Here is a 19139-nt window from a genome sequence, read left to right on the forward strand (position 1 = left end):
GGTTATCAGTGGGCAACGCCGATTCGCTACATCCTCAGCTGAAGAGCAGCCCCATCCGCTGCAAGTGGTCGAGCGGCGCCGAGTCACGGGTGTCGAGCCAGGGACGGTCCACGACCTTCGTGGCTTCCTCGTGACTCACCTGGCTACCCAATGCAGCCGAGAGCACATGCAATGCCAACACCGGTGGGATAGCGTTGCCGATCTGCTGCGCGATATCGCCGCCCGACCAGGGGTAGTCGAGCGGGAATGTCTGGAGGCGACCGGCCTCACCAGGGCTGAATCGTGGGCAGGGGAATCCGGTGCTGTCGATGATCTGGTTTCGCGAGACCTTCCCCGTGACAGTCGCCGCAGGTTCCCGAGAACTGCGGCGTCCCCGCAACTTCGGGTCGCCTCCGGTCCCGTAGTTGGAGATGACCTGAAAGTCGTAGCCGCGATTCAGTGCGTCGCCCATGGTTTCCCAGGGCAGCAGATCCGCTGCGCCCAGCGTGCGGTCAACGCCTTTGCGGTAGGGACGATGTGTCGCGGTCGGCAGTTCGGGTTCACCTCGGAGCCGGGCGATAAGAATAGCGCGCCTGCGCGTCTGTGGGACGCCGTACTGTTCGGTGCGGAGTACATCTGCGACAACGTGGTAGCCGATTCCTTCGAGGACATCGCCCATCCGCTTCCAGATCGGCAGCACAGCCGGAACCTGTTCGAGCACAATGACTTTATAGGGGCTTCCACGTTCGTCCGCTTCGAGCGCCCATCGCAAGGGCTCTAGAACGAGGCCCGTCCGCTCATCCTCGAGGCAAGCAAGATCGCCGGACACATCATCGCCCGCACCCATCCGGTCGACATATCCCAGCACTTCGTCCAACGCCTTCCGGCCTGCCCCGGAACCCGCGACGGTGAAGGTCTGGCATGGTGGTCCGCCTGTGAGAATCCACGCACCCGGCACGTCCGCTGGACCGAAATGACGGACATCGTGAGGCCGCTCATTCAGGCCGGCAGCCGCCCTGGTCGCGCACGCGTTGCGGTCCCACTCGAAGCCGTAAACGTCCAATCCCAACCATCGGGCGGCGACATCGAGGCCCCCCGGCCCCGCGAAAAGGTCGACCATGTCCGCTCGGCGTGGCAGCGGCGGCTCGCGGTCGGTGGGCATGACACGAGATCTTAGCCGGCGCGGGGTTCGGCGGACTACCGACCGTTAACCGGCCGAGAGAGCTGTCCTCAATGCGACTCCCAGCGCGTGCGCGAACGGCGGTGGGGTGGCATTACCCACCTGCCGATACCTGGCTGTCTTTCGACCCGCGAATGTCCAGTACGGCGGAAAACCCTGCAGCGCGGCGACCTGGTCGACGGTGAGTTTCAGCATGTGGTCAACGCCGAGCGACGGATCCCAGACGAAGTCGGCTGACGGGACATCGTCGGCGAGTGCACGCCCATTGACCCCGAACTTCGCCCACGCGCGAACCGAACCTTGCGGACCCAGATCCCCACCACCTCGATCCCACGACCCTCCTACGATAGTCGGCGAAATCCCATCGGCCCGGGTTGCCCAATCCGCGGCCTGCGGCCACCCGCGTGCGCCCATCGATCCACGCAGCACCGATCCCACTGTCAGACCTGGGGCGGGCGGGATTGGACGCAGATTCGCGGTGAAGGTATCGGTTGCGTCGTCGCGGAGCGCGACCATGACCGCGTACTCACGGTGCTGCGGCACTCCGAAGTCGCACGCGTCGACGAGCAGCCAGCAGTACTCGTACCCGGCGTCCTCGAGATGCTTGGCCACGCGGGTGCGACTCGACGCATATTCGTCCCGTTTCAGCAAGTCAGGAACGTTTTCGATCAGCAACGCACGCGGACGCAATTCCACGGTCAACCGCGCAGTAGTCTCGAACAGTTCCAGTTCCCAGCTACTACCCCGGGGACGTGACGCGGTCGCTGCCGACTTCACCCGCGGCAACCCCGCGGCCAGTACGTCGATGTCACGGTGTGCCGGAAGGTCGTGTCTGGGTTCGAACCGGAGCAGGTCTTTTTGCAGCACATTCCAGGTGGGACGGTTCGCTCGCAAGGTTTCGCAGGCCACGTCACGGTTGTCGAGTAGAAGTATCGGATCGAACCCGGCTTGCTCCAGTCCGAGCGCGAGTCCCCCTGCGCCGGCGCACAACTCGATCGAGGTGAGGCGATCGCTTGGGCGCAGGTCGCGCACATCGCGATCCGGTTCGGCCCGCATCTATGCCCCCTCGCCGCCACAGTGACCGCAACTCGACCAAGAATAGCGGCCGACGACCTACAACGCCGGCACGTTATCGTCGACCTTCGCCCCCTTCACCTATTCTTAGCGAGCTTTTCGTGAGCGTGGGTTACATGTATTTGGACAGCCCTTTTCATTGCCCCACACAGCAATTCACGGAAATGCTGTCCAACGTGCAGGTTAAGGAGCATCCTCAGAACTGCTAGGACTGTGTATTGGGGAGCTCGTATGACCATCCGTCGTGGGGATGATGAGGGTGGGCCGGCGGGGTTGCCTGCGCTGCAGCGGTTGCCTGTGCGCGAGGCCAGGGATTTGTTCGAGCTGGTCAGGGCGGCGGGGGCGTTCGAGGCGGCGACTATGGACAGGTCGATCGACTCGTTGGTTGGGGCGTTGCCTCGGCCGTTGCGGCGGGTGGCGAAGAAGATCATGTTCGGTGGGCGATGACGGATCTGACTACGCGGGCGCAGTTGATTTTGCTGGCGCGGACGTTGCATGTGCATCCGCAGCGGGTGCATCATCTGCGGTATCTGGGGGCGGCGCGGTTGCACGAGTTGCAGGCGCAGGTGTCGGCGGTGTTGTTCGATCAGCACGCGACGACGTTTCGGCGGATCAGTGCGCTGGTGCCGTATATTCCGCTGACGATTTCGATTCCGTTGGTGCAGAAGCTGGTTCCGCCGATGATGACCGGGCGGGCGGCGGGGGCTGTGGGGGTCGAGCATCCGCAGAAGGCTGTGGAGACGTTGGCGATGCTCGATACGAGTTACGCGGCCGATTGCGCACCGTATCTGGATCCTCGGGCGATCGCGCAGCTGGCCGATCAGGCGCCCGCGCGGCCGGTGGTGCGGATCGTCAACGAGTTGTTGCGGCGGCGCGACTATGTGACGGCGGGACCGTTCCTGTCCTGTGCGACAACCGAATTGATCGCGGCGGTCGAGGCCGGTGTGGGTGACGATGCGGGGCTGATCTACTCGGCGGCGTACTCGTTCGACGCCGAAGTGCTGAGTGCTGTTGTGCGCCAGCTACTCGACGGGCCGCATCACCGGATCCCGCGCATGCTGCAGACAGTGCTCAACGGGCCACCGGGGTTGCAACATGCGGCGCTGTCGGTGTTTTCGCGTTGCGAGGACGACGTGGTGCGCCGAGTGGGCGACGTGCTGTTCGGCAATGCCCAGCCTGCCGACGTCACCAAACTGGTGCGGAACGCGCTGACCGTCGGTGCCATACCCGAATTCCTCACGCTGGTAGGACATCTGACACCGCTGGGGTTGTGGTCGCTGGTCGGCAACCGGGTGTTCGACGAGCCGGGTGTCGGTGCGCGGGTGGTGTCGACGCTGGAACATCGTGACGATGTCGAGAGCTGGCGCGGGTTGTTCACCCTGGCCTCGCGCATGGATGAGCGGGCCAGGAACGAGGTCGGCGATACGCTGGCGTCACTGTCGGACACGGCGGTCGCGGAGCTGCCTGCGCGGGCGACCGAAACCGGTTGCTGGCCCGCACTACTCGATCTCGTCGCCGCGTCGGGACCCGAGGCGCAGAATCGTTTCGGGAAGGTGTGGGGCGGGCTGGGACCGGAGCGGCGCGCCCGGCTGCATCGGTGCATCACCGAACATCGGTACGACAGCAGGCTCGCGGAGATCACGGCCATGGTGGAACCGGTGGAAGTGGATCAGTTGTTCTTCGAACGGCGGCGGACGCAGCGGCATCGGGGGTGAGCTCGATGCGTGGCGCGACAGCGCCACGGGTATGAGTCAGAGTGGTGGCAGCCGACTCGAGGAGGACCCTGATGTATCCCGCGCCAGTCCAACGACCGCCCAGCGGGGGGACGGCGATCGTCGCCGGGATGTCGGCGCTGGTCGGCGGGCTCCTCGGGGTCGTGGGGATGATCGCCGCGATGGTGCGGATGGTGACGTCGGACTATCCGATGTTCGCGTGGGGGTACGCGCCCGCGTGGGTTTCCATCGTCTCGGCGGTGCTGTTGGTGGTCGACGTCGTCGCGGCGGTGCTGCTGTTGATCGGTGCGATCCTGCTGTTCCGGCGGGGGAAGTCCGGGCCGACGATGGTGGCATTGGGCTGTGCGGGGGTCATCGGCGCCTACGTGGCCGGGGTGATCACCTCCGTCGCACAGTTCGGGCACTTCGATATGGGCAGCCGTATCTTCCGTGAGGTGGTGTTCGGGCAGTCGGCCGTGAACTCGCTGCTCGGATCGCACATCGATCTGCCGTGGTTCCTGCCGATTCTGCTGCTCGTGTTCCCTGCGGTGACGTTCCTGCTCGCGCTCCTGCCGTCGACGCGAAAGTGGTGCGGACGAGGGAATCAGCGGCCGGCTTGGGCAACAGCCGCGCCCCGGATGCCGTATCAGCACCCCGGCATGCCGCAGGCGCCCGGATACGCGGCACCACAGGCACAGTGGGCTCCACCGGGACACCACCCGCAAGTGCCGCGTCCGCAAGACGGGTATCGATAGCGAGCACCCCCGGGTCCACCCCGCTGAACATCACGCGACAACGGCGACGAACTAGGCGAGAGTGGGGTCCGAGGATTTCACCCGAGAGGATCTGCCCATGTTCGCTCGTTCTCCGCACCGCACCGCGATCAGGGTCGCCGTGATCGGTGCCCTCGTCGCCGCTCCCCTGGTCAGCGTGACCGCCCAGGCTTCGGCTGCCCCGGAGACACCCTCGCAGTCCGTCGAATTCGTCGATCGGAACGGTCATCACGACAACGGCCTGCACCTCGGCCACTACCCGCTGCGAAAGCTGCTGCACCACCTGCTGCCGCACGGTGCCTTCGGCAGCGTGGACTGACCCACCGGGATCGGCCGTCGAGGGCGGCCGATCCCCAGCCGTGGGACAGGACCCGCGATCCTCATGCCGTCCCGGCCCGGTCCGAATTCGTCGCGCGGACGAATCGGGATCCCCAACCACTCACGGCTGCAATGAGTTCCGGCGGTTCGATGATGGTGAACTCGGCCTCCACCCGGCCGAGGAGATAGGTGGGCCAGTCGAGGGAGTCGACGGTCTGCTCGACGCGGGTGCGGTTGCCCGGCAGAGGTGTGATGGTGCACCAGCGGCCTACCCGTGAACGGACGTGCTCGGGGGACGCCTCTATCTCGGCGACCACCCTGTAACCCGTTCGCGCACCGCCTATTCCGTTGCGAACGAAAGTGGCGGCATCGGGGGCGGGCAGCTCGCGCGGGCGGAAGTGGATTCCGGTGGCATGGGAGTCGGTGAGGCGGTCCACGCGGAACGAGCGCCAATCGTGGCGGGTGAGGTCGTAGGCGACGAGATACCAGCGGCGGCCGAGGGAGACCAGCCGATGGGGTTCCACTTCGCGGGTGCTCGTCCGACCGTCGGCGGCGGTGTAGGTGAAGGTGAGGCGTTCCTCGCGGCGACAGGTGAGGGCCAGGTCGGTGAGGACCGAGGGGTCGACGTCGGAGAGCGGGACGGCGTGCCAGCCGGCGGAAACTGTCATGGCGCGCAGCGCGTCGACGCGGCGGCGCAGCCGGGCGGGCAGGACGGTGCCGAGCTTGCCGAGAGCGCGCACGGACGGCTCGGCGAGGCCGTCACCCGCACCTTCGGAACCGGCCTGTAGACAGACGGTGATCGCGACGGCCTCGTCGTCGTCGAGCACCAGCGGGGGCATGGCCGCGCCCGCGGCCAGCTGATAGCCGCCCTCGATGCCGGGGCGCGCGTCCACGGGGTAGCCCAGGTCGCGCAGGCGGTCGATGTCGCGGCGCAGGGTGCGCGGTGACACCTTCAGCCGCGCCGCGAGTTCGGTGCCCGGCCAGTAGCGGTGGGTCTGCAGCAACGACAGCAGCCGCAGGGTGCGTGCACTGGTATCAGCCATATTTCCAGTATCCGTTCATTGCGGACAGAAACTGACCGCAATACCTTCTACCTTGGGATTCATGACCGAAACAGTGCTCGACACCGAACGCGCCGACCTCCTCGAGATGCTGGCCAAGCACCGCTACTTCCTGCGCAACACCACGCGCGACCTCACCGACGAACAGGCCGCGCTGCGCACCACCGTGAGCGAACTGTGCCTGGGCGGGCTCATCAAACACGTGGCCGCGGTGGAAGCGAACTGGGCGAAGTTCATCGTCGAGGGCCCCGCGGCGGGCCCGAGTTTCGACTCGATGACCGAGGAGCAGCTCGCGGAATGGAGCAATGCCTTCCGCATGCTGCCGGGCGAGACGCTCGCCGGACTGCTCGCCGAATACGACCAGGTCGCGGCCCGCACCGACGAACTGGTGCGCACGCTGCCCGACCTGAACGCGACCCAGCCGCTGCCCGAGGCGCCCTGGTTCGAACCCGGCGGCCGGTGGAGCGCGCGACGCACCTTCATGCACATCATGACCGAGACCGCGCAGCACTCGGGCCACGCCGACATCATCCGGGAGGCCCTCGACGGGGCTAAGTCGATGGGCTGAGTTCGTTCAGCAACGCCTCGGCCGCCGCGCGATGCTGTTGCGCGGCAGCCGGATCGGTGTCGTCGAGGACGTCGGCGATGCCCTGGTTAGCCCTGGCCTGCTCGAACCGGTACCCGAGTCGTGGTGCGAGGTCGAGAGTTTCGTTGTACAGGCGCAGAGCTTCGTCGGAAAGTCCTGCCAGTCGGCATGTTTCGGCGTAGCCGTTGAGGAAGTGGATCTTCCAGTGCGGTTCGAACAGGTCGTCGAGCAGGGCGAAGGCCTCGCGGTGGCTGTCGAGGGCCTCGTCGTAGCGGCCCATTTCCCGCAGCGCGACGCCGCGACAGTTCAGGCACCACGCCTCGTTGTGCTTGTGACCGTCGGCGCGGGCGGCGGTCAGCGCGCTGTCCAGATGTAGCAGGGCCGCATCGGGGTCGTCGGGGGCGATCGAGACGCCGAGGGCGATCTGGGCCTGCAGCGACGGCGGCTGGTCCGGGTCGCCAGTGGAGATTTCGAGTGCGCGTCTGGCCAACTCGGCCGCCTCGTCGCGTTTGCCGAGTTGCAGCATCGCCCAGGCCTCGCCGGCGAGCGCGTCGGCGGCGCTCATCGGACAACCGCTGCGCGTGTACAGGTCATGGGCCTGGCGGAACAGTTCGAGCGGTTCGGTGACATCGCCTTCGTCCCAGCGCAATTGGGCGCAGCGCATGGTGAGTTCGGCGCGGGGCAGCGGGTCGCCCGCCTCGGCGACCAGCGGGGCGGCGGCGGCATAGGCGGCGGCCGCCTCGGCCATGCGGCCGGCGTTGTAGCGGGCGAAACCCAGATCGCTGTGGGCTTCGGCCAGCTGACGCGGATCACCGAGTTGCTGTGCGGCGCTGAGGGATTGCTCGAACAACGCATTGAGGTGGGTGGTGCCGCAGCGCCGTGCGAAAAAGGTGCGCAGGAAGCGGGGCAGTTCGCAGACGTGCTCGTTGGCGCCGATCTCCACGGCGGCGTAGAACACCGCCATCAGATTGGTGTACTCGCTAACGAACCAGAAGAAGGCGACATCGCGGTTCGGGAAGTGCGGCACCGCTTTCGGTGCGGGACCGGCCGACACGGGACGGGTCGGTGACAGGAACGGCATGGCGGCGTCGGCGGCGGCCGCGGTGTGCACGTAGTAGTCGAGGATGCGGCGCAGCGCCCGTTCGCGGTCGGCGTCGGTGTCGTGTTCGGCGCTTGCCTGGCGGGCGTGCCTGCGCACCAGATCGTGCAGCCGATAGCGCCCCTCGGCGGGTTGCTCCACGAGGTGGGCGTCGAGCAGGTCCTCGAGCATGTCGCGTGCGGCGCGCAGCGGCACATCGGCCACCGCCGCGGCGACGTAGTCGGTGAAGGTGGAGCCCGGCACCAGGCCGAGCAACCGGAACAGGCGACGCTGGTCACGATTGAGCTGACGCACCGACATCCCGAACGCGGTGTCGAATTCCGTTGCGCCCTCGGCCATTCGCTCGACCAGGATGCCCACCGACCAGCCGGGCCGATGCCGCAACCTGGCCGCCGCGAGCCGCAGTGCCAGCGGCAGATTGCCGCACAGCCGCAACACTTCCGCCGCCTGCTCGGGTTCCCTCGCGAGCCTGCCGTCGGGACCCCGCGAATCGCCGCTGGCGCGGGCGAGCAGCTCGGCGCTCTCCTCGGCGGTGAGCACGTCGAGGGTCACCGGCGGCACCTCGTCGAGTTCGAGCAGACGGTTGCGGCTGGTGATGATGGCGACCGATTCGCCTGCGCCGGGCAGCAATTGGCTCACCTGGGCGGCGTCGACGGCATTGTCGAGCACGATCACCGCCCGCAATCCGGCCAGTTCCGAACGCCAGCACGCCGCGCGCAGTTCTACTCCGCCGTCCTGCGGCACCTTCTCCGACGGGACGCGCAGCGCCGAGAGCAGGGCACGTACGGCGGCGTCGGGGTCGAGGGGCTGACGGCCGTCGGTGAAGCCGTGCAGGTCGAGATACAGCTGGGCATCGGGGTATTCGGCGGTCAGCTGGTGTGCGGCGTGCACCGCCAGCGACGACTTGCCGACACCGGCCATACCGTCGATGGCCACCACCCGGTTCGTTCGGACGGCGGCGAGCACCTCGGCCAGAGCCTCTTCGCGACCGGTGAAGTCGGGGACGTCGCGGGGCAGGTCGTTACGCGGAGGGACGGCTTCGGCGGGCAGGTTGGGTGGGGCCACCTGGCGGCTCGTCTTGGGCGGGGCGGGCAGCGGGTTGTTGGCGCGCTCCCACAGCGCGCGCAGCGGGCGCGGGTCGCGCTTCACCAGACGGCACAGTTCCAGCACGGCAGGCCACGGCGGCACCGTCTGCCCGTTGAGATAGCGCGACAGCGACGACGAACTCAGCCCCGTGTCGCGCGCCAGCGCCCGCACTCCACGCCCGGACAGTTCCTGGAGCATGCGCAGCCGCGCCGCCAGCTCGTCCTGCGGGTACGCCCGCTGTTGCACCACCACTGTTCCGCACTCCGTGTCCCGGTATGAAACGACTATTTTCCCGCCGACAATCCGGAGGTCAGAGCCGTTTCCACTGTCCCAGAGTGTCCCACAGACCTCGTTTCGGAGCACGCGTCGGGCTGTTATAGGGACACACCGCGAGCAGCGGAAAACGCCGAAACCGAGGAGAACATCATGCAGTCCCGTATGCAGAACCCCGCGATGATCCTGACCGGCGCGATGGGCCCCATCCAGGAGATCTTCGGTGCCATCAAGACCGGCGGCGTGGAAGGCGAGATCCTGGAGCTGGTGCACTTGCGGGTCAGCCAGATCAACGGATGCAGCTCCTGCGTCGACGCGGGCACCAAGACCGCACGCAAAGCCGGCGTCAGCGAGGAGCGCCTGGCCACCGTCGTCGCCTGGCGGGAAACGCCCTACTTCAGCGACGAGGAACGCGCCGCACTGGAACTGGCCGAGGCCGCCACCCGGATGGCCGACCGCGCCGATGCCGTCACCGACGAGGTCTGGGACCACGCGGCCAGCTACTTCGACGAGCGTCAGCTCGCCGCCATCGTGCTGATGATCGGCATCACCAACATGTTCAACCGGCTCAACGCCACCACCCGCCAGATCGCCGGCGCCTGGGGCTGAGCCCCTCCACACCACCCGAAAGGACCTTTGCGATGAGCACGAAGCAGCAGACCCACAGCGGCTTCTCCCGTTGGATGCAGCACAAGATGAACGCCCGGATGAACCGCAAGATCCGCCGCGGCAACGGCAGCTTCATGGGCATGGACGTGCTCATCCTGCACACCGTCGGCCGCCGCAGCGGTGAGCCGCGCCAGACACCGATCTCCTGGTTCTCCGACGGTGGCGACGGCTGGCTGCTGGTGGCCTCCGGCGGCAAGAACGGCGACCCCGACTGGTTCCGCAACCTGATGGCCCACCCCGAACAGGCCACCATCGAATTGCCCGGCGACCAGCCGGTTCCGGTCGTCCCACACGTGCTCACCGGCGCCGAACGGGCGAACGCCTGGGACGCGATCACCACCGCCCAGCCCCGCTACGGCAAGTACCAGGCCAAGGCAGGCCGCGAATACGCGGTCGTCCGTCTCACCGCATGAAGATGCGTGCGGAAGCCCGGGCCGGGCTTCAGGCGGGCAGGAGTCTGCCGATCACCTCGGTGAGCTGGCGGACGTTGCGGCACTCGTGCATGGTGACGATGTCGGTGTAGGTGTCGGCGGCGGAATCACCGGTCGACCATGAGCTCGACGGTTCCGGGTTGAGCCAATACACCGCTTTCGCACGCTCGGACATCACTTCCAGCGCAGCGAGATTCGGGTCGGTGCGGTTGGTGCGGGCGTCACCGAGGATCAGCACGCAGGTGCGTGGGCCGAGGGCGTCCAGATAGTGGTCGACGAAACCCTGGAAGGCCTCGCCGTAGTTGCTCGACCCGAAACGGGCCACCCCGCCCTCACGCACAATGCTCTGCGCGAAGCCGGGCGGTGGGGGTTCACCCGGTGTGAAGAAGTGCGTGATCTCGGCGCACGTGTCGACGAAACCGAAACTGCGGACCTTGCTGAACTGGTCCTGCAACGCCTGCACCAATTGCAGGGTGAACTCGGAGAACCCGGTCACCGACCCCGAAACATCGGCTAGCACAACCAGATCGGGACGACCGTGTCTGCGGGCGCGCAGCACCGGGTCGACGGGCACGCCACCGGTCGCCATCGAACGGCGCAGGGTGCGCCTCAGATCGATCTGACCGCGCACCGCCTTCTTACGACGCACCGCCAAACGGGTCGCGAGTTTGCGCGCCAGCGGATGCACCAACCGGCGCATCTCGGCCAGGTCCTGCTCGCGGGCGCCGAGGAAATCCGTTCGGTCCGCCGAGTTCTCGACACCACGGCGGGCGATGTAATCGGTGCCGCGCAGTTCGGCCGAGCGCAGCCGGGCCTCGTTCTGCACCGCCGTCCGGAACTGGTCGACGCGGCGTCGCGCTTCGATGGTGTGCACGGCGGCATCGAATTGCCCCGTGCCGCCCATGGTCTGGGCCACCTGTTCGGAGATCTCGTCGGGACGAAGGGATTTCATCGTCAGATACGACGACCAGCCCGCACCCGATGCCTGCGTGACCCGGCCCGCGCTCTCCCCCGCCCCGCCGTAGGCGCCGAAGGTGTCGAGGGCCTCCCTGGCCAGGTCCGCCGTGTCGGCGCCCTGGACGAGGGTGGCGATCAGGCGGTCGCGCAGGGACTCAGGGTCGTCACTCGGGCTCGGTACAGGCAGTTGCGTGCCGAGGAAATACAGGTCGAAGAGCTGGTCGAAGACCGAACGCTGACCGTTGCGGCGCAGCAGGCAGGCGGCGAGACCGGAACGCAGGCGGTCGGTGTCGTCCATGCCGAGGGCGACGATCGCCGACGCGGCATCGATGGTTTCACTGGGACCGGCGAAGATGCCGTGCTCACGCAGGAGACCCACGAAGTCCACCAGCCGATCGGTGGGGGCGGTCATGGCCGGGGGCTCTCCCCGTCGAGCGCCAGACGTTCGACGGCGAGCCGATGGTCGGACTGGTACTTCAGGAGCACGCCGAGGGTCGACCGCACCACCGACGAGGTGATCTCGCGGGTACGCAAGGCCACCAAGGTCTTCGCCCAGTCGACTGTCTCGGCGATCGACGGCGCTTTGCGCAACGGCAGCTGACGCAACGCCGCCACCGTGCGAACCACGGGCTCGGCCAACATCTCGTCCAATTCCGGGACCTTCAAGCGGACGATCGAACGCTCCAGCTCGGCGGTCGGGTAATCGATGTGCAGATACAGGCAGCGCCGTTTCAGGGCCTCGGACAGGTCGCGGTTGGCGTTCGACGTCAGCACGACGAACGGGCGGCGCACGGCCTTGACCGTGCCCAGTTCGGGGATCGAGATCTGGAAATCACCGAGCACCTCGAGCAGCAGCCCCTCCAGCTCCACATCGGCCTTGTCGAGTTCGTCGATGAGCAGGACGGTGGGGTCCGGATTGCGGATGGCCGCCAGGAGCGGCCGGGCCAGCAGGAACTCCTCGGAGAACACATGATCGCGAGTGCTGTCCCACCCCTCGCCCGAGGTGGCGGTGATACGCAACAACTGCTTGGCGTGATTCCACTCGTACAGCGCGCGGGCCTCGTCGATGCCCTCGTAGCACTGCAGCCGCAGCAGGTCCGCGCCCGCCGCGGCGGCGACAGCCTTGGCCAGCTCGGTCTTGCCGACACCGGCGGGACCCTCGATCAGCAGAGGTTTGCCGAGGTGATCGGCGAGGAAGACCGCCGTCGCGATGTCGAGGGACGGCAGGTACCCGGCCGCTGCGAGCCGGTCGGTCACCTGATCCACCGAGGGAAAGAAGTTACTCATCAGTAATGAGTATATCGAGAGGGTTTCCGACGGTGCGGTAGCGCCCGGAGTCACGCCGACCTGGCGATGGCGGTGGCGATCCCGTCGAGGATCAGCTCCAGACCGAAGGTGAAATCGTCGTCCGCCGATTCGTCGTCCGGCGGGATATCGGCGAAGGCCTGGGCGGTGAACAGGGCCGCGATCTCCGGAAAACCGGAGAGGTCGACGGCCGCCACGTCACGCTGATACGCGTCGAGGTCCTGCGCCTCGGTGCGCTGGTCGGCGCCGCGCCGTTGCGCCATGTGCCGGTCGGTGACGAACGCCTGCCGGACATAGCCGCCGACGACGGTGATCGCACCGATCTTGGCGCGCCAGTCCAGGCCGGTGTCGCGCAGCGCGGCAAGGCCCGCGTCCATCCAGGCGAGCGCATTGAGGCCGCGCGGGGGTCCGGTGACGGGTATCTGGGTGACCCAAGGATGACGGGCGAACGCGGCACGCTGACCATTCGCCCAATCCCGCAGGGCCGCACGCCAGTCGGACCCGATGGCAGGCGGCGGCCCGAAGGCGGCGTCGGCCATCAGGTCGGTGAGGCCGTCTCTGGAACCGATATGACGGTAGAGCGACATCGCGGTGACATCGAGTGCCGCAGCGACTTTCGTCAGCGAGGCGCCACGTAGACCGTCGCGATCGGCGAGTGCGATGGCGGTCGCGACGATGCGTTCCGCGTCCAACTCGGCCGGGCGGCCGACGCGCGGCCGTGGCTTGCCGGTCACCGTCTCCTCATTCGTCGGGGTATCGCCAACTTAACATAGGCCCTATAGTTTAAGACCTATACTAATTCGAAGCCGGGGACGCCTGCCCGGCAGTGAGGTCCGATAGCTGTGGGTATCAACAGAATTCAACGGATCACCGGGGCGGCCGCGTTCATCGGCGCGGGCTGCACACTGATCGAATTGCCGCTGTACTTCGTGTACCCGGGCGCACCGCCGGACGCGAACGTGCTCACCCGCTGCTTGCTCGGACTGGTCGGAGCGACGCTGTTCGTGGTGTTCATGAGCGGATTCGCCTACCTGGTCCGGCAGCGTGACCCGGAACGCGAATGGTTCGGGTCGCTGGCCGCCGCAGCCGGAACAGCCTGGCTCACAGTGGTTTTCGTATCGACTGGGCTCGAAGTGGGCGCGGTGATCGCGGCACCCGAACCGATCGACCCCACCATCACCGTCACCGGAACCTACATCCTGTACGGCACCGTCGCGCGACTGCTCGAAGGACTGTTCCTGGTGGCTTTCGCGACCGCGGCCGCACGGCTGCTCCCCCGCTGGTGCATCGTGATCAGCTGGGCGCTGGCAGCGGTGAATTTCGCGTTCGTGCCGTCGTTGTTCTTCGGGAACGTTCCGGCCGAGTTCTACGCGGCCAACGGGTGGGGTACCACCGCGACCGTCGGTGGGCTCACCCTGCTGTGGTTGTTCGCGATCGGCAGCGCGCTGTTCTTGTCGAGCCGCGACGCTGCCGACCGGCCGGCGGTGTCAGTACGGGTGGGCGGCGGCCTGCACCCGGCCGGAATCGATCGCGGCGAGTAGGGCGTCGCGGTCTACGACGGTCTGTTCGGCGTAGGCGAGGGCGAACTCGCTCATCGCGCTGTCGAATTTGTCGCTGTCGCCGAGGTAGGAGTTGATCGCGAGGCGGTCGCCGGAGCGGGCGTGGGCGCGGGCGAGTACGCCGCCGCACAGGCCCGCGTAACCGGCGAGCTCGTGGTGGCTGAGGGCGCCGATGTCGACCGAGCCCTTCATGTCTTTGAGCTGACGCCAGTAGAAGTTGTTGCCCGCCGGGCCCGTCGCCCAGCCGAGGAAGATGTCGCTGGCAGCCTGCATCAAGCGCTGGCCCGCCACCACGCGGTGCCCCTGATGGTGGTACTTGCTCGGCTTCGTGTGCGCGGCGAGAACCGACGCCTCCGCCTGCTTGACCTGCAGGAACAGCGGCGCACCCGATTCGGAGTCCATGAACAGCACGATGAAACAGCGGGTGCCGACGCTGCCGACGCCCACCACCTTCATCGCCATGTCCACGACGGTGTAGCGGTCGAGCAGAATGCGCAGCTCGTCGGGCAGACTCCGGCGGTAGTCGCTGAGGACCGCCTTGATGTCCTTCTCCGTGAGAGCCTCGATCGGCACCAGCAGCGGCGGTTGGTTCTTGATCCGGGGAACACCGTCGGCATCGGGTTCGGTGAGTTTCTCCAGCGCGTCGAGGCTGGTGCGGGTCCGCGCCGATTTGATCGTCTTCTCCGCGAGCTTGCGCCGCTTCTCCTTCGGGATCGTCGCCGTCACGACGTCGGCGTCGACGCGTTCGTACCAGATGGCGAGCGAATCGAGCTCGGCCATCGCGGCCATCGCCTCCCGGTAACCGCGCGCGGCGGCCTCGGCGGCCCGCCCGGCCTGCGTGTCGGAACAACCGTTGTCGCGGGCGGCGACGGCGACGCTGGCTGCCAGGCGTTTCACGTCCCACTCGAACGGGCCGGGCAGGGTCTCGTCGAAGTCGTTGACGTCGAAGACGAGGTTGCGTTCCGGGGAGGCGTACAGCCCGAAATTCGACAGATGCGCGTCACCGCAGAGCTGCACGGTCAGCCCGGTATCCGGCCCACTCGCCAGATCGGCCGCCATGATCGCGGGCGCACCACGCAGAAAGGTGAACGGCGAGATGGCCATTCGCGCATACCGGATGGGCAGCAGGCTCTGGACCCGCGACTCCCCCTGCCGCTCCAGAACCGTCACGGGATCCTCCCGCTTCGGCCCCGCCCGCCACTCCCCCAACCCCGAACGCGAAACCATCTTCCGCGCGGCACGCCCCAACTCCACCGCATCACGATCGAATTCCTCGACGGTTGTCATCGGGCAAGTCTTCCGCTACACGGCCCGAACGGCAAGACCAGGACATCCGCGTATCCAACCGCGTCGCCGCAAACCCCATGCAAACCGAAAGGGCCCGTCCGCATTTCGGCGGACGGGCCCTTCGCGAAACGAATTACGCGGTTTCGGTGATGGGGCGGTCGACCCAGCTCATCAGGCCGCGCAGCTTGGCGCCGGTGACCTCGATGGGGTGCTCGGCGTTGGCCTTGCGCAGGCCCTCGAGCTCGGTGTTGCCGTTCTCGACGTTGGCGACCAGGCGCTTGACGAAGGTGCCGTCCTGGATGTCGGACAGGATCGCCTTCATGCGCTCCTTGGTGCCGGCGTCGATGACGCGCGGGCCCGACAGGTAGCCACCGAACTCGGCGGTGTCGGACACCGAGTAGTTCATGCGGGCGATGCCGCCCTCGTACATGAGGTCGACGATCAGCTTCAGCTCGTGCAGCACCTCGAAGTAGGCCATCTCGGGGGCGTAGCCCGCCTCGACCATGACCTCGAAACCGGTCTTGACCAGTTCCTCGGTGCCGCCGCAGAGCACGGCCTGCTCACCGAACAGGTCGGTCTCGGTCTCTTCCTTGAAGGTGGTCTTGATGACGCCCGCGCGGGTGCCGCCGATGCCCTTGGCGTAGGACAGCGCCAGGGCCTGGCCCTCACCGGTCGGGTCCTGGTCGACGGCGATCAGGGCCGGAACGCCCTTGCCGTCGGCGAACTGACGACGCACCAGGTGGCCGGGGCCCTTCGGGGCGACCATGGCGACGGTGACGCCGGCCGGGGGCTTGATCAGACCGAAGTGGATGTTGAGGCCGTGGCCGAAGAACAGCGCGTCGCCGTCCTTGAGGTTGGGCTCGATGTCGTTGGTGAAGATCGATGCCTGGGCGGTGTCGGGCGCCAGGACCATGATCACGTCGGCCCAGGCCGAAACCTCGGCGGGGGTGCCGACGGTGAGGCCGGCCTCTTCGGCCTTCGGGCGCGACTTCGAACCCTCGGCCAGGCCGACGCGCACGTCGACACCGGAGTCGCGCAGGCTCAGCGAGTGCGCGTGACCCTGGCTGCCGTAGCCGATCACGGCGACCTTGCGGCCCTGGATGATCGACAGGTCAGCGTCGTCGTCGTAGAACATCTCGACTGCCACTTGATTGGTCCCTTCTGATGATGGTTAAGAAAAGTTATCGCGGAGGTCGCTGAGCTCGGCTCAGCGGGTCGCGGTGATGGACTTGGGACCGCGGCCGACGGCCACGACACCGGACTGCACGATCTCGCGGATCCCGTACGGCTCGACCATGCGCAGCAGCGCGTCGAGCTTGGAACGGGTACCGGTCGCCTCGATGGTGAGCGCGTCGGGCGACACGTCGATCACCTTGGCGCGGAACAACTGCACGGCCTCGATCACCTGCGTGCGCACCGAGGCGTCGGCGCGCACCTTCACCAGGATCAGCTCGCGGGCCACCGACGCGTCGGCGTCTTGCTCCACGATCTTGATGACGTTGATCAGCTTGTTGAGCTGCTTGGTGACCTGCTCGAGCGGCAGATCGTCGACGGTGACGACGATCGTCATGCGCGAGATCTCGGGAATCTCGGTGCCGCCCACGGCAAGAGACTCGATGTTGAAGCCGCGGCGCGAGAACAGGCTCGCGACACGCGCCAGCACGCCCGGCTTGTCCTCGACGAGAACGCTCAGCGTGTGGGTCGTACTCATGCTTCGGTGCCCTTCTCGAATGCGCCCTGCTCACGTTCCATCGCCTCGTGGATGACGGCGGGTTCGGAGACCTGCTCGTCGTCGTCGAACAGCGGGCGGATACCGCGGGCGAACATGATCTCGTCGTTGCTGGTGCCCGCGGCGACCATCGGCCACACCTGGGCGTCCTTGCCGACGATGAAGTCGATGACGACCGGCCGGTCGGTGATGGCCTGGGCCTGGCGGATGGCGTCCTCGACCTCGTCTTCCTTCTCCACGCGGATGCCGACGCAACCCAGCGCCTCGGCCAGCTTGACGAAGTCGGGGATGCGCAGGGTGTGCGTGCCCAGGTCGGTGTTGGAGTAGCGCTGTTCGTAGAACAGGGTCTGCCACTGGCGGACCATGCCGAGGTTGCCGTTGTTGATGAGCGCGACCTTGATCGGCACACCCTCCACCGCGCAGGTGGCCAGCTCCTGGTTGGTCATCTGGAAGCAGCCGTCACCGTCGACCGCCCAGACCTCCTTCTCCGGAGCGCCCATCTTGGCGCCCATGGCGGCGGGCACCGCGTAACCCATGGTGCCCAGGCCACCGGAGTTCAGCCAGGTGCGCGGCTTCTCGTACTTGACGAACTGCGCGGCCCACATCTGGTGCTGACCGACGCCGGCGCAGTACACCGCGTCGGGCCCGGCCAGGCGGCCGAGGGTCTCGATGACGTACTCCGGCGACAGCGAACCGTCGCTCGGCGTCTTCCAGCCCAGCGGGTAGTTGTCGCGGATGTCGCTGAGGTAGGCCCACCACTCGGTGAGGTTAAGCAGCGGCGCCGCACCGGACTGCGGGTCGGCCTTGAGGGTCTCGATGAGCTCGATGATGACCTCGCGCGCGTCACCGACGATCGGGACGTCGGCGTGGCGGTTCTTGCCGATCTCGGCCGGGTCGATGTCGGCGTGGATGACCTTCGCGTCGGGCGCGAAGGAGTCCAGCTGACCGGTGACGCGGTCGTCGAAACGGGCGCCGAGGGTGATCAGCAGGTCCGACTTCTGCAGCGCGGCAACAGCGCCGACGGTGCCGTGCATGCCGGGCATGCCCATGTTCAGCGTGTGGCTGTCGGGGAACGCGCCACGCGCCATCAGGGTGGTGACCACCGGGATGCCGGTCAGTTCGGCGAGTTCGAGCAGTTCGGCCGAGGCGTCGGACTTGATGACACCGCCACCCACATACAGCACGGGCTGCTTGGACTCGAGGATCATCCGGGCCGCTTCGCGCACCTGCTTGCCGTGCGGCTTGGTGACCGGACGGTAGCCGGGCAGACGCATCTCCGGCGGCCACGAGAACGTGGTCTGGGCCTGCAGGGCGTCCTTGGTGATGTCGACGAGCACCGCGCCCGGACGGCCGGAGGAGGCCAGGTAGAACGCCTCGGCCAGGATGCGCGGGATGTCGGCCGGGTCCTTCACCAGGAAGTTGTGCTTGGTGATCGGCATGGTGATGCCGGAGATGTCGGCTTCCTGGAAGGCGTCGGTGCCGACCAGGCTCGACGGCACCTGGCCGGTGATCGCCACGATCGGGACCGAGTCCATCTGGGCGTCGGCCAGCGGGGTCACCAGGTTGGTCGCACCGGGGCCGGATGTGGCCATACACACACCGACCTTGCCGGAGGCCTGCGCGTAACCGGTCGCCGCGTGACCGGCGCCCTGCTCGTGGCGCACCAGCACGTGGCGGACCTTCTCGGAGTCGAAGAGCGGGTCGTAGACGGGAAGGACCGCACCGCCCGGAATGCCGAATACGGTGTCGACGTCGAGCTCTTCGAGGGACCGGACCACCGACTGCGCGCCGGTGACGCGCTCGGGCGCGACCTGGCGACGGGCGGGGGTGGTCGCCGGGTTAGCGGCTCCCGTTGAAGGCGCTGACCTGCGGGCCGATGGCCCGGGTCGTGCGGTAGGTGCACTCACCGTCTTCGTTCCTAACTGTGTTGTTCTGACTCCGGACTGGCGCGGAATTCGCCGGAACACAAAAAAGCCCCCGATCAGCGCATGGCTGTTCGAGGGTGGCGCGTCGCAACGCGAGCTGACGTATTCGACTCAGGCAGTCAGGCTCAACGCTGGA

At 67.3% G+C, this 19139-nt stretch carries 19 protein-coding genes; 8 read left to right on the forward strand and 11 right to left on the reverse strand.

Translation table 11 applies throughout. The annotated features are described in order from the left end of the window. Positions 1-34 precede the first annotated feature (34 nt). Positions 35-1141 (reverse strand): DNA cytosine methyltransferase, encoded by a 1107-nt coding sequence (locus tag AB0I19_RS19940; RefSeq protein ID WP_357150474.1) that lies wholly within the window; start codon positions 1139-1141, stop codon positions 35-37. A 45-nt stretch (positions 1142-1186) separates the two neighbouring features. After that, on the reverse strand, positions 1187-2215 hold the full coding sequence (locus AB0I19_RS19945) for a DNA cytosine methyltransferase (protein WP_357150475.1): 1029 nt from the start codon (positions 2213-2215) through the stop codon (positions 1187-1189). Between the two features lie 249 nt (positions 2216-2464). Here AB0I19_RS19945 and AB0I19_RS19950 point away from each other — a divergent pair, with 249 nt between their 5' ends. From AB0I19_RS19950 to AB0I19_RS19965, 4 genes are all read left to right on the forward strand, one after another. Then, the gene (locus tag AB0I19_RS19950; RefSeq protein ID WP_357150476.1) at positions 2465-2680 is read left to right on the forward strand and encodes a hypothetical protein; all 216 of its coding nucleotides are present in this window, start codon (positions 2465-2467) and stop codon (positions 2678-2680) included. Then, positions 2677-3948 (forward strand): hypothetical protein, encoded by a 1272-nt coding sequence (locus AB0I19_RS19955; RefSeq protein WP_357150477.1) that lies wholly within the window; start codon positions 2677-2679, stop codon positions 3946-3948. The genes AB0I19_RS19950 and AB0I19_RS19955 overlap by 4 nt, the downstream gene beginning before the upstream one ends. Positions 3949-4019: 71 nt before the next feature. Beyond that, positions 4020-4700, forward strand: coding sequence for a hypothetical protein (locus tag AB0I19_RS19960; RefSeq protein WP_357150478.1), 681 nt, complete (start codon positions 4020-4022; stop codon positions 4698-4700). Positions 4701-4797: 97 nt separating this feature from the next. After that, on the forward strand, positions 4798-5037 hold the full coding sequence (locus AB0I19_RS19965) for a hypothetical protein (protein ID WP_357150479.1): 240 nt from the start codon (positions 4798-4800) through the stop codon (positions 5035-5037). Positions 5038-5098: 61 nt separating this feature from the next. On the opposite strand, the gene AB0I19_RS19970 is transcribed toward AB0I19_RS19965, so the two are convergent. Continuing rightward, positions 5099-6079, reverse strand: a complete 981-nt coding sequence (locus AB0I19_RS19970; protein ID WP_357150480.1) for a YafY family protein — start codon at positions 6077-6079, stop codon at positions 5099-5101. Between the two features lie 61 nt (positions 6080-6140). Between AB0I19_RS19970 and AB0I19_RS19975 the strand changes: the two genes are divergently transcribed. Then, complete coding sequence (locus AB0I19_RS19975; RefSeq protein WP_357150481.1) at positions 6141-6665, forward strand: DinB family protein; 525 nt, start codon at positions 6141-6143, stop codon at positions 6663-6665. Here the strand turns inward: AB0I19_RS19975 and AB0I19_RS19980 are convergent. After that, entirely contained in the window at positions 6649-9120 is a 2472-nt protein-coding gene (locus AB0I19_RS19980; protein WP_357150482.1) for a tetratricopeptide repeat protein, read from the reverse strand. The genes AB0I19_RS19975 and AB0I19_RS19980 overlap by 17 nt on opposite strands. Positions 9121-9294: 174 nt before the next feature. On the opposite strand from AB0I19_RS19980, the gene AB0I19_RS19985 reads away from it, so the two are divergent. Further along, complete coding sequence (locus AB0I19_RS19985; protein WP_067493277.1) at positions 9295-9750, forward strand: carboxymuconolactone decarboxylase family protein; 456 nt, start codon at positions 9295-9297, stop codon at positions 9748-9750. A gap of 32 nt (positions 9751-9782) precedes the next feature. After that, a complete protein-coding gene (locus tag AB0I19_RS19990) occupies positions 9783-10223 on the forward strand; it encodes a nitroreductase family deazaflavin-dependent oxidoreductase (RefSeq protein ID WP_357150483.1) in 441 nt (146 codons plus the stop codon). Between the two features lie 28 nt (positions 10224-10251). On the opposite strand, the gene AB0I19_RS19995 is transcribed toward AB0I19_RS19990, so the two are convergent. Genes AB0I19_RS19995 through AB0I19_RS20005 form a run of 3 tightly spaced genes read right to left on the reverse strand, consistent with a single transcriptional unit; the run spans position 10252 to position 13237 of the window. Further along, positions 10252-11610, reverse strand: coding sequence for a VWA domain-containing protein (locus AB0I19_RS19995; RefSeq protein ID WP_357150484.1), 1359 nt, complete (start codon positions 11608-11610; stop codon positions 10252-10254). Then, positions 11607-12485 (reverse strand): MoxR family ATPase, encoded by an 879-nt coding sequence (locus AB0I19_RS20000; protein WP_357150485.1) that lies wholly within the window; start codon positions 12483-12485, stop codon positions 11607-11609. Before AB0I19_RS20000 ends, AB0I19_RS19995 begins: the two co-directional genes overlap by 4 nt. Before the next feature lie 50 nt (positions 12486-12535). After that, positions 12536-13237 (reverse strand): TetR/AcrR family transcriptional regulator, encoded by a 702-nt coding sequence (locus tag AB0I19_RS20005; RefSeq protein ID WP_357150486.1) that lies wholly within the window; start codon positions 13235-13237, stop codon positions 12536-12538. Positions 13238-13345: 108 nt separating this feature from the next. Here AB0I19_RS20005 and AB0I19_RS20010 point away from each other — a divergent pair, with 108 nt between their 5' ends. After that, on the forward strand, positions 13346-14044 hold the full coding sequence (locus tag AB0I19_RS20010; protein WP_357150487.1) for a hypothetical protein: 699 nt from the start codon (positions 13346-13348) through the stop codon (positions 14042-14044). On the opposite strand, the gene AB0I19_RS20015 is transcribed toward AB0I19_RS20010, so the two are convergent. From AB0I19_RS20015 to AB0I19_RS20030, 4 genes are all read right to left on the reverse strand, one after another. Beyond that, entirely contained in the window at positions 13991-15349 is a 1359-nt protein-coding gene (locus AB0I19_RS20015) for a DUF2252 domain-containing protein (protein ID WP_357150488.1), read from the reverse strand. The two genes, AB0I19_RS20010 and AB0I19_RS20015, sit on opposite strands and share 54 nt — an antisense overlap. A 133-nt stretch (positions 15350-15482) precedes the next feature. Then, a complete protein-coding gene (gene ilvC, locus AB0I19_RS20020; RefSeq protein WP_357150607.1) occupies positions 15483-16484 on the reverse strand; it encodes a ketol-acid reductoisomerase in 1002 nt (333 codons plus the stop codon). 72 nt (positions 16485-16556) lie between these two features. Further along, positions 16557-17060 (reverse strand): acetolactate synthase small subunit, encoded by a 504-nt coding sequence (gene ilvN / locus AB0I19_RS20025; RefSeq protein WP_019048314.1) that lies wholly within the window; start codon positions 17058-17060, stop codon positions 16557-16559. Then, positions 17057-18985, reverse strand: coding sequence for an acetolactate synthase large subunit (locus AB0I19_RS20030; RefSeq protein WP_357150489.1), 1929 nt, complete (start codon positions 18983-18985; stop codon positions 17057-17059). Before AB0I19_RS20030 ends, ilvN begins: the two co-directional genes overlap by 4 nt. Positions 18986-19139 lie beyond the last annotated feature (154 nt).

It is taken from the genome of Nocardia sp. NPDC050413 (assembly GCF_040655475.1).
GTDB lineage: Bacteria > Actinomycetota > Actinomycetes > Mycobacteriales > Mycobacteriaceae > Nocardia > Nocardia coubleae.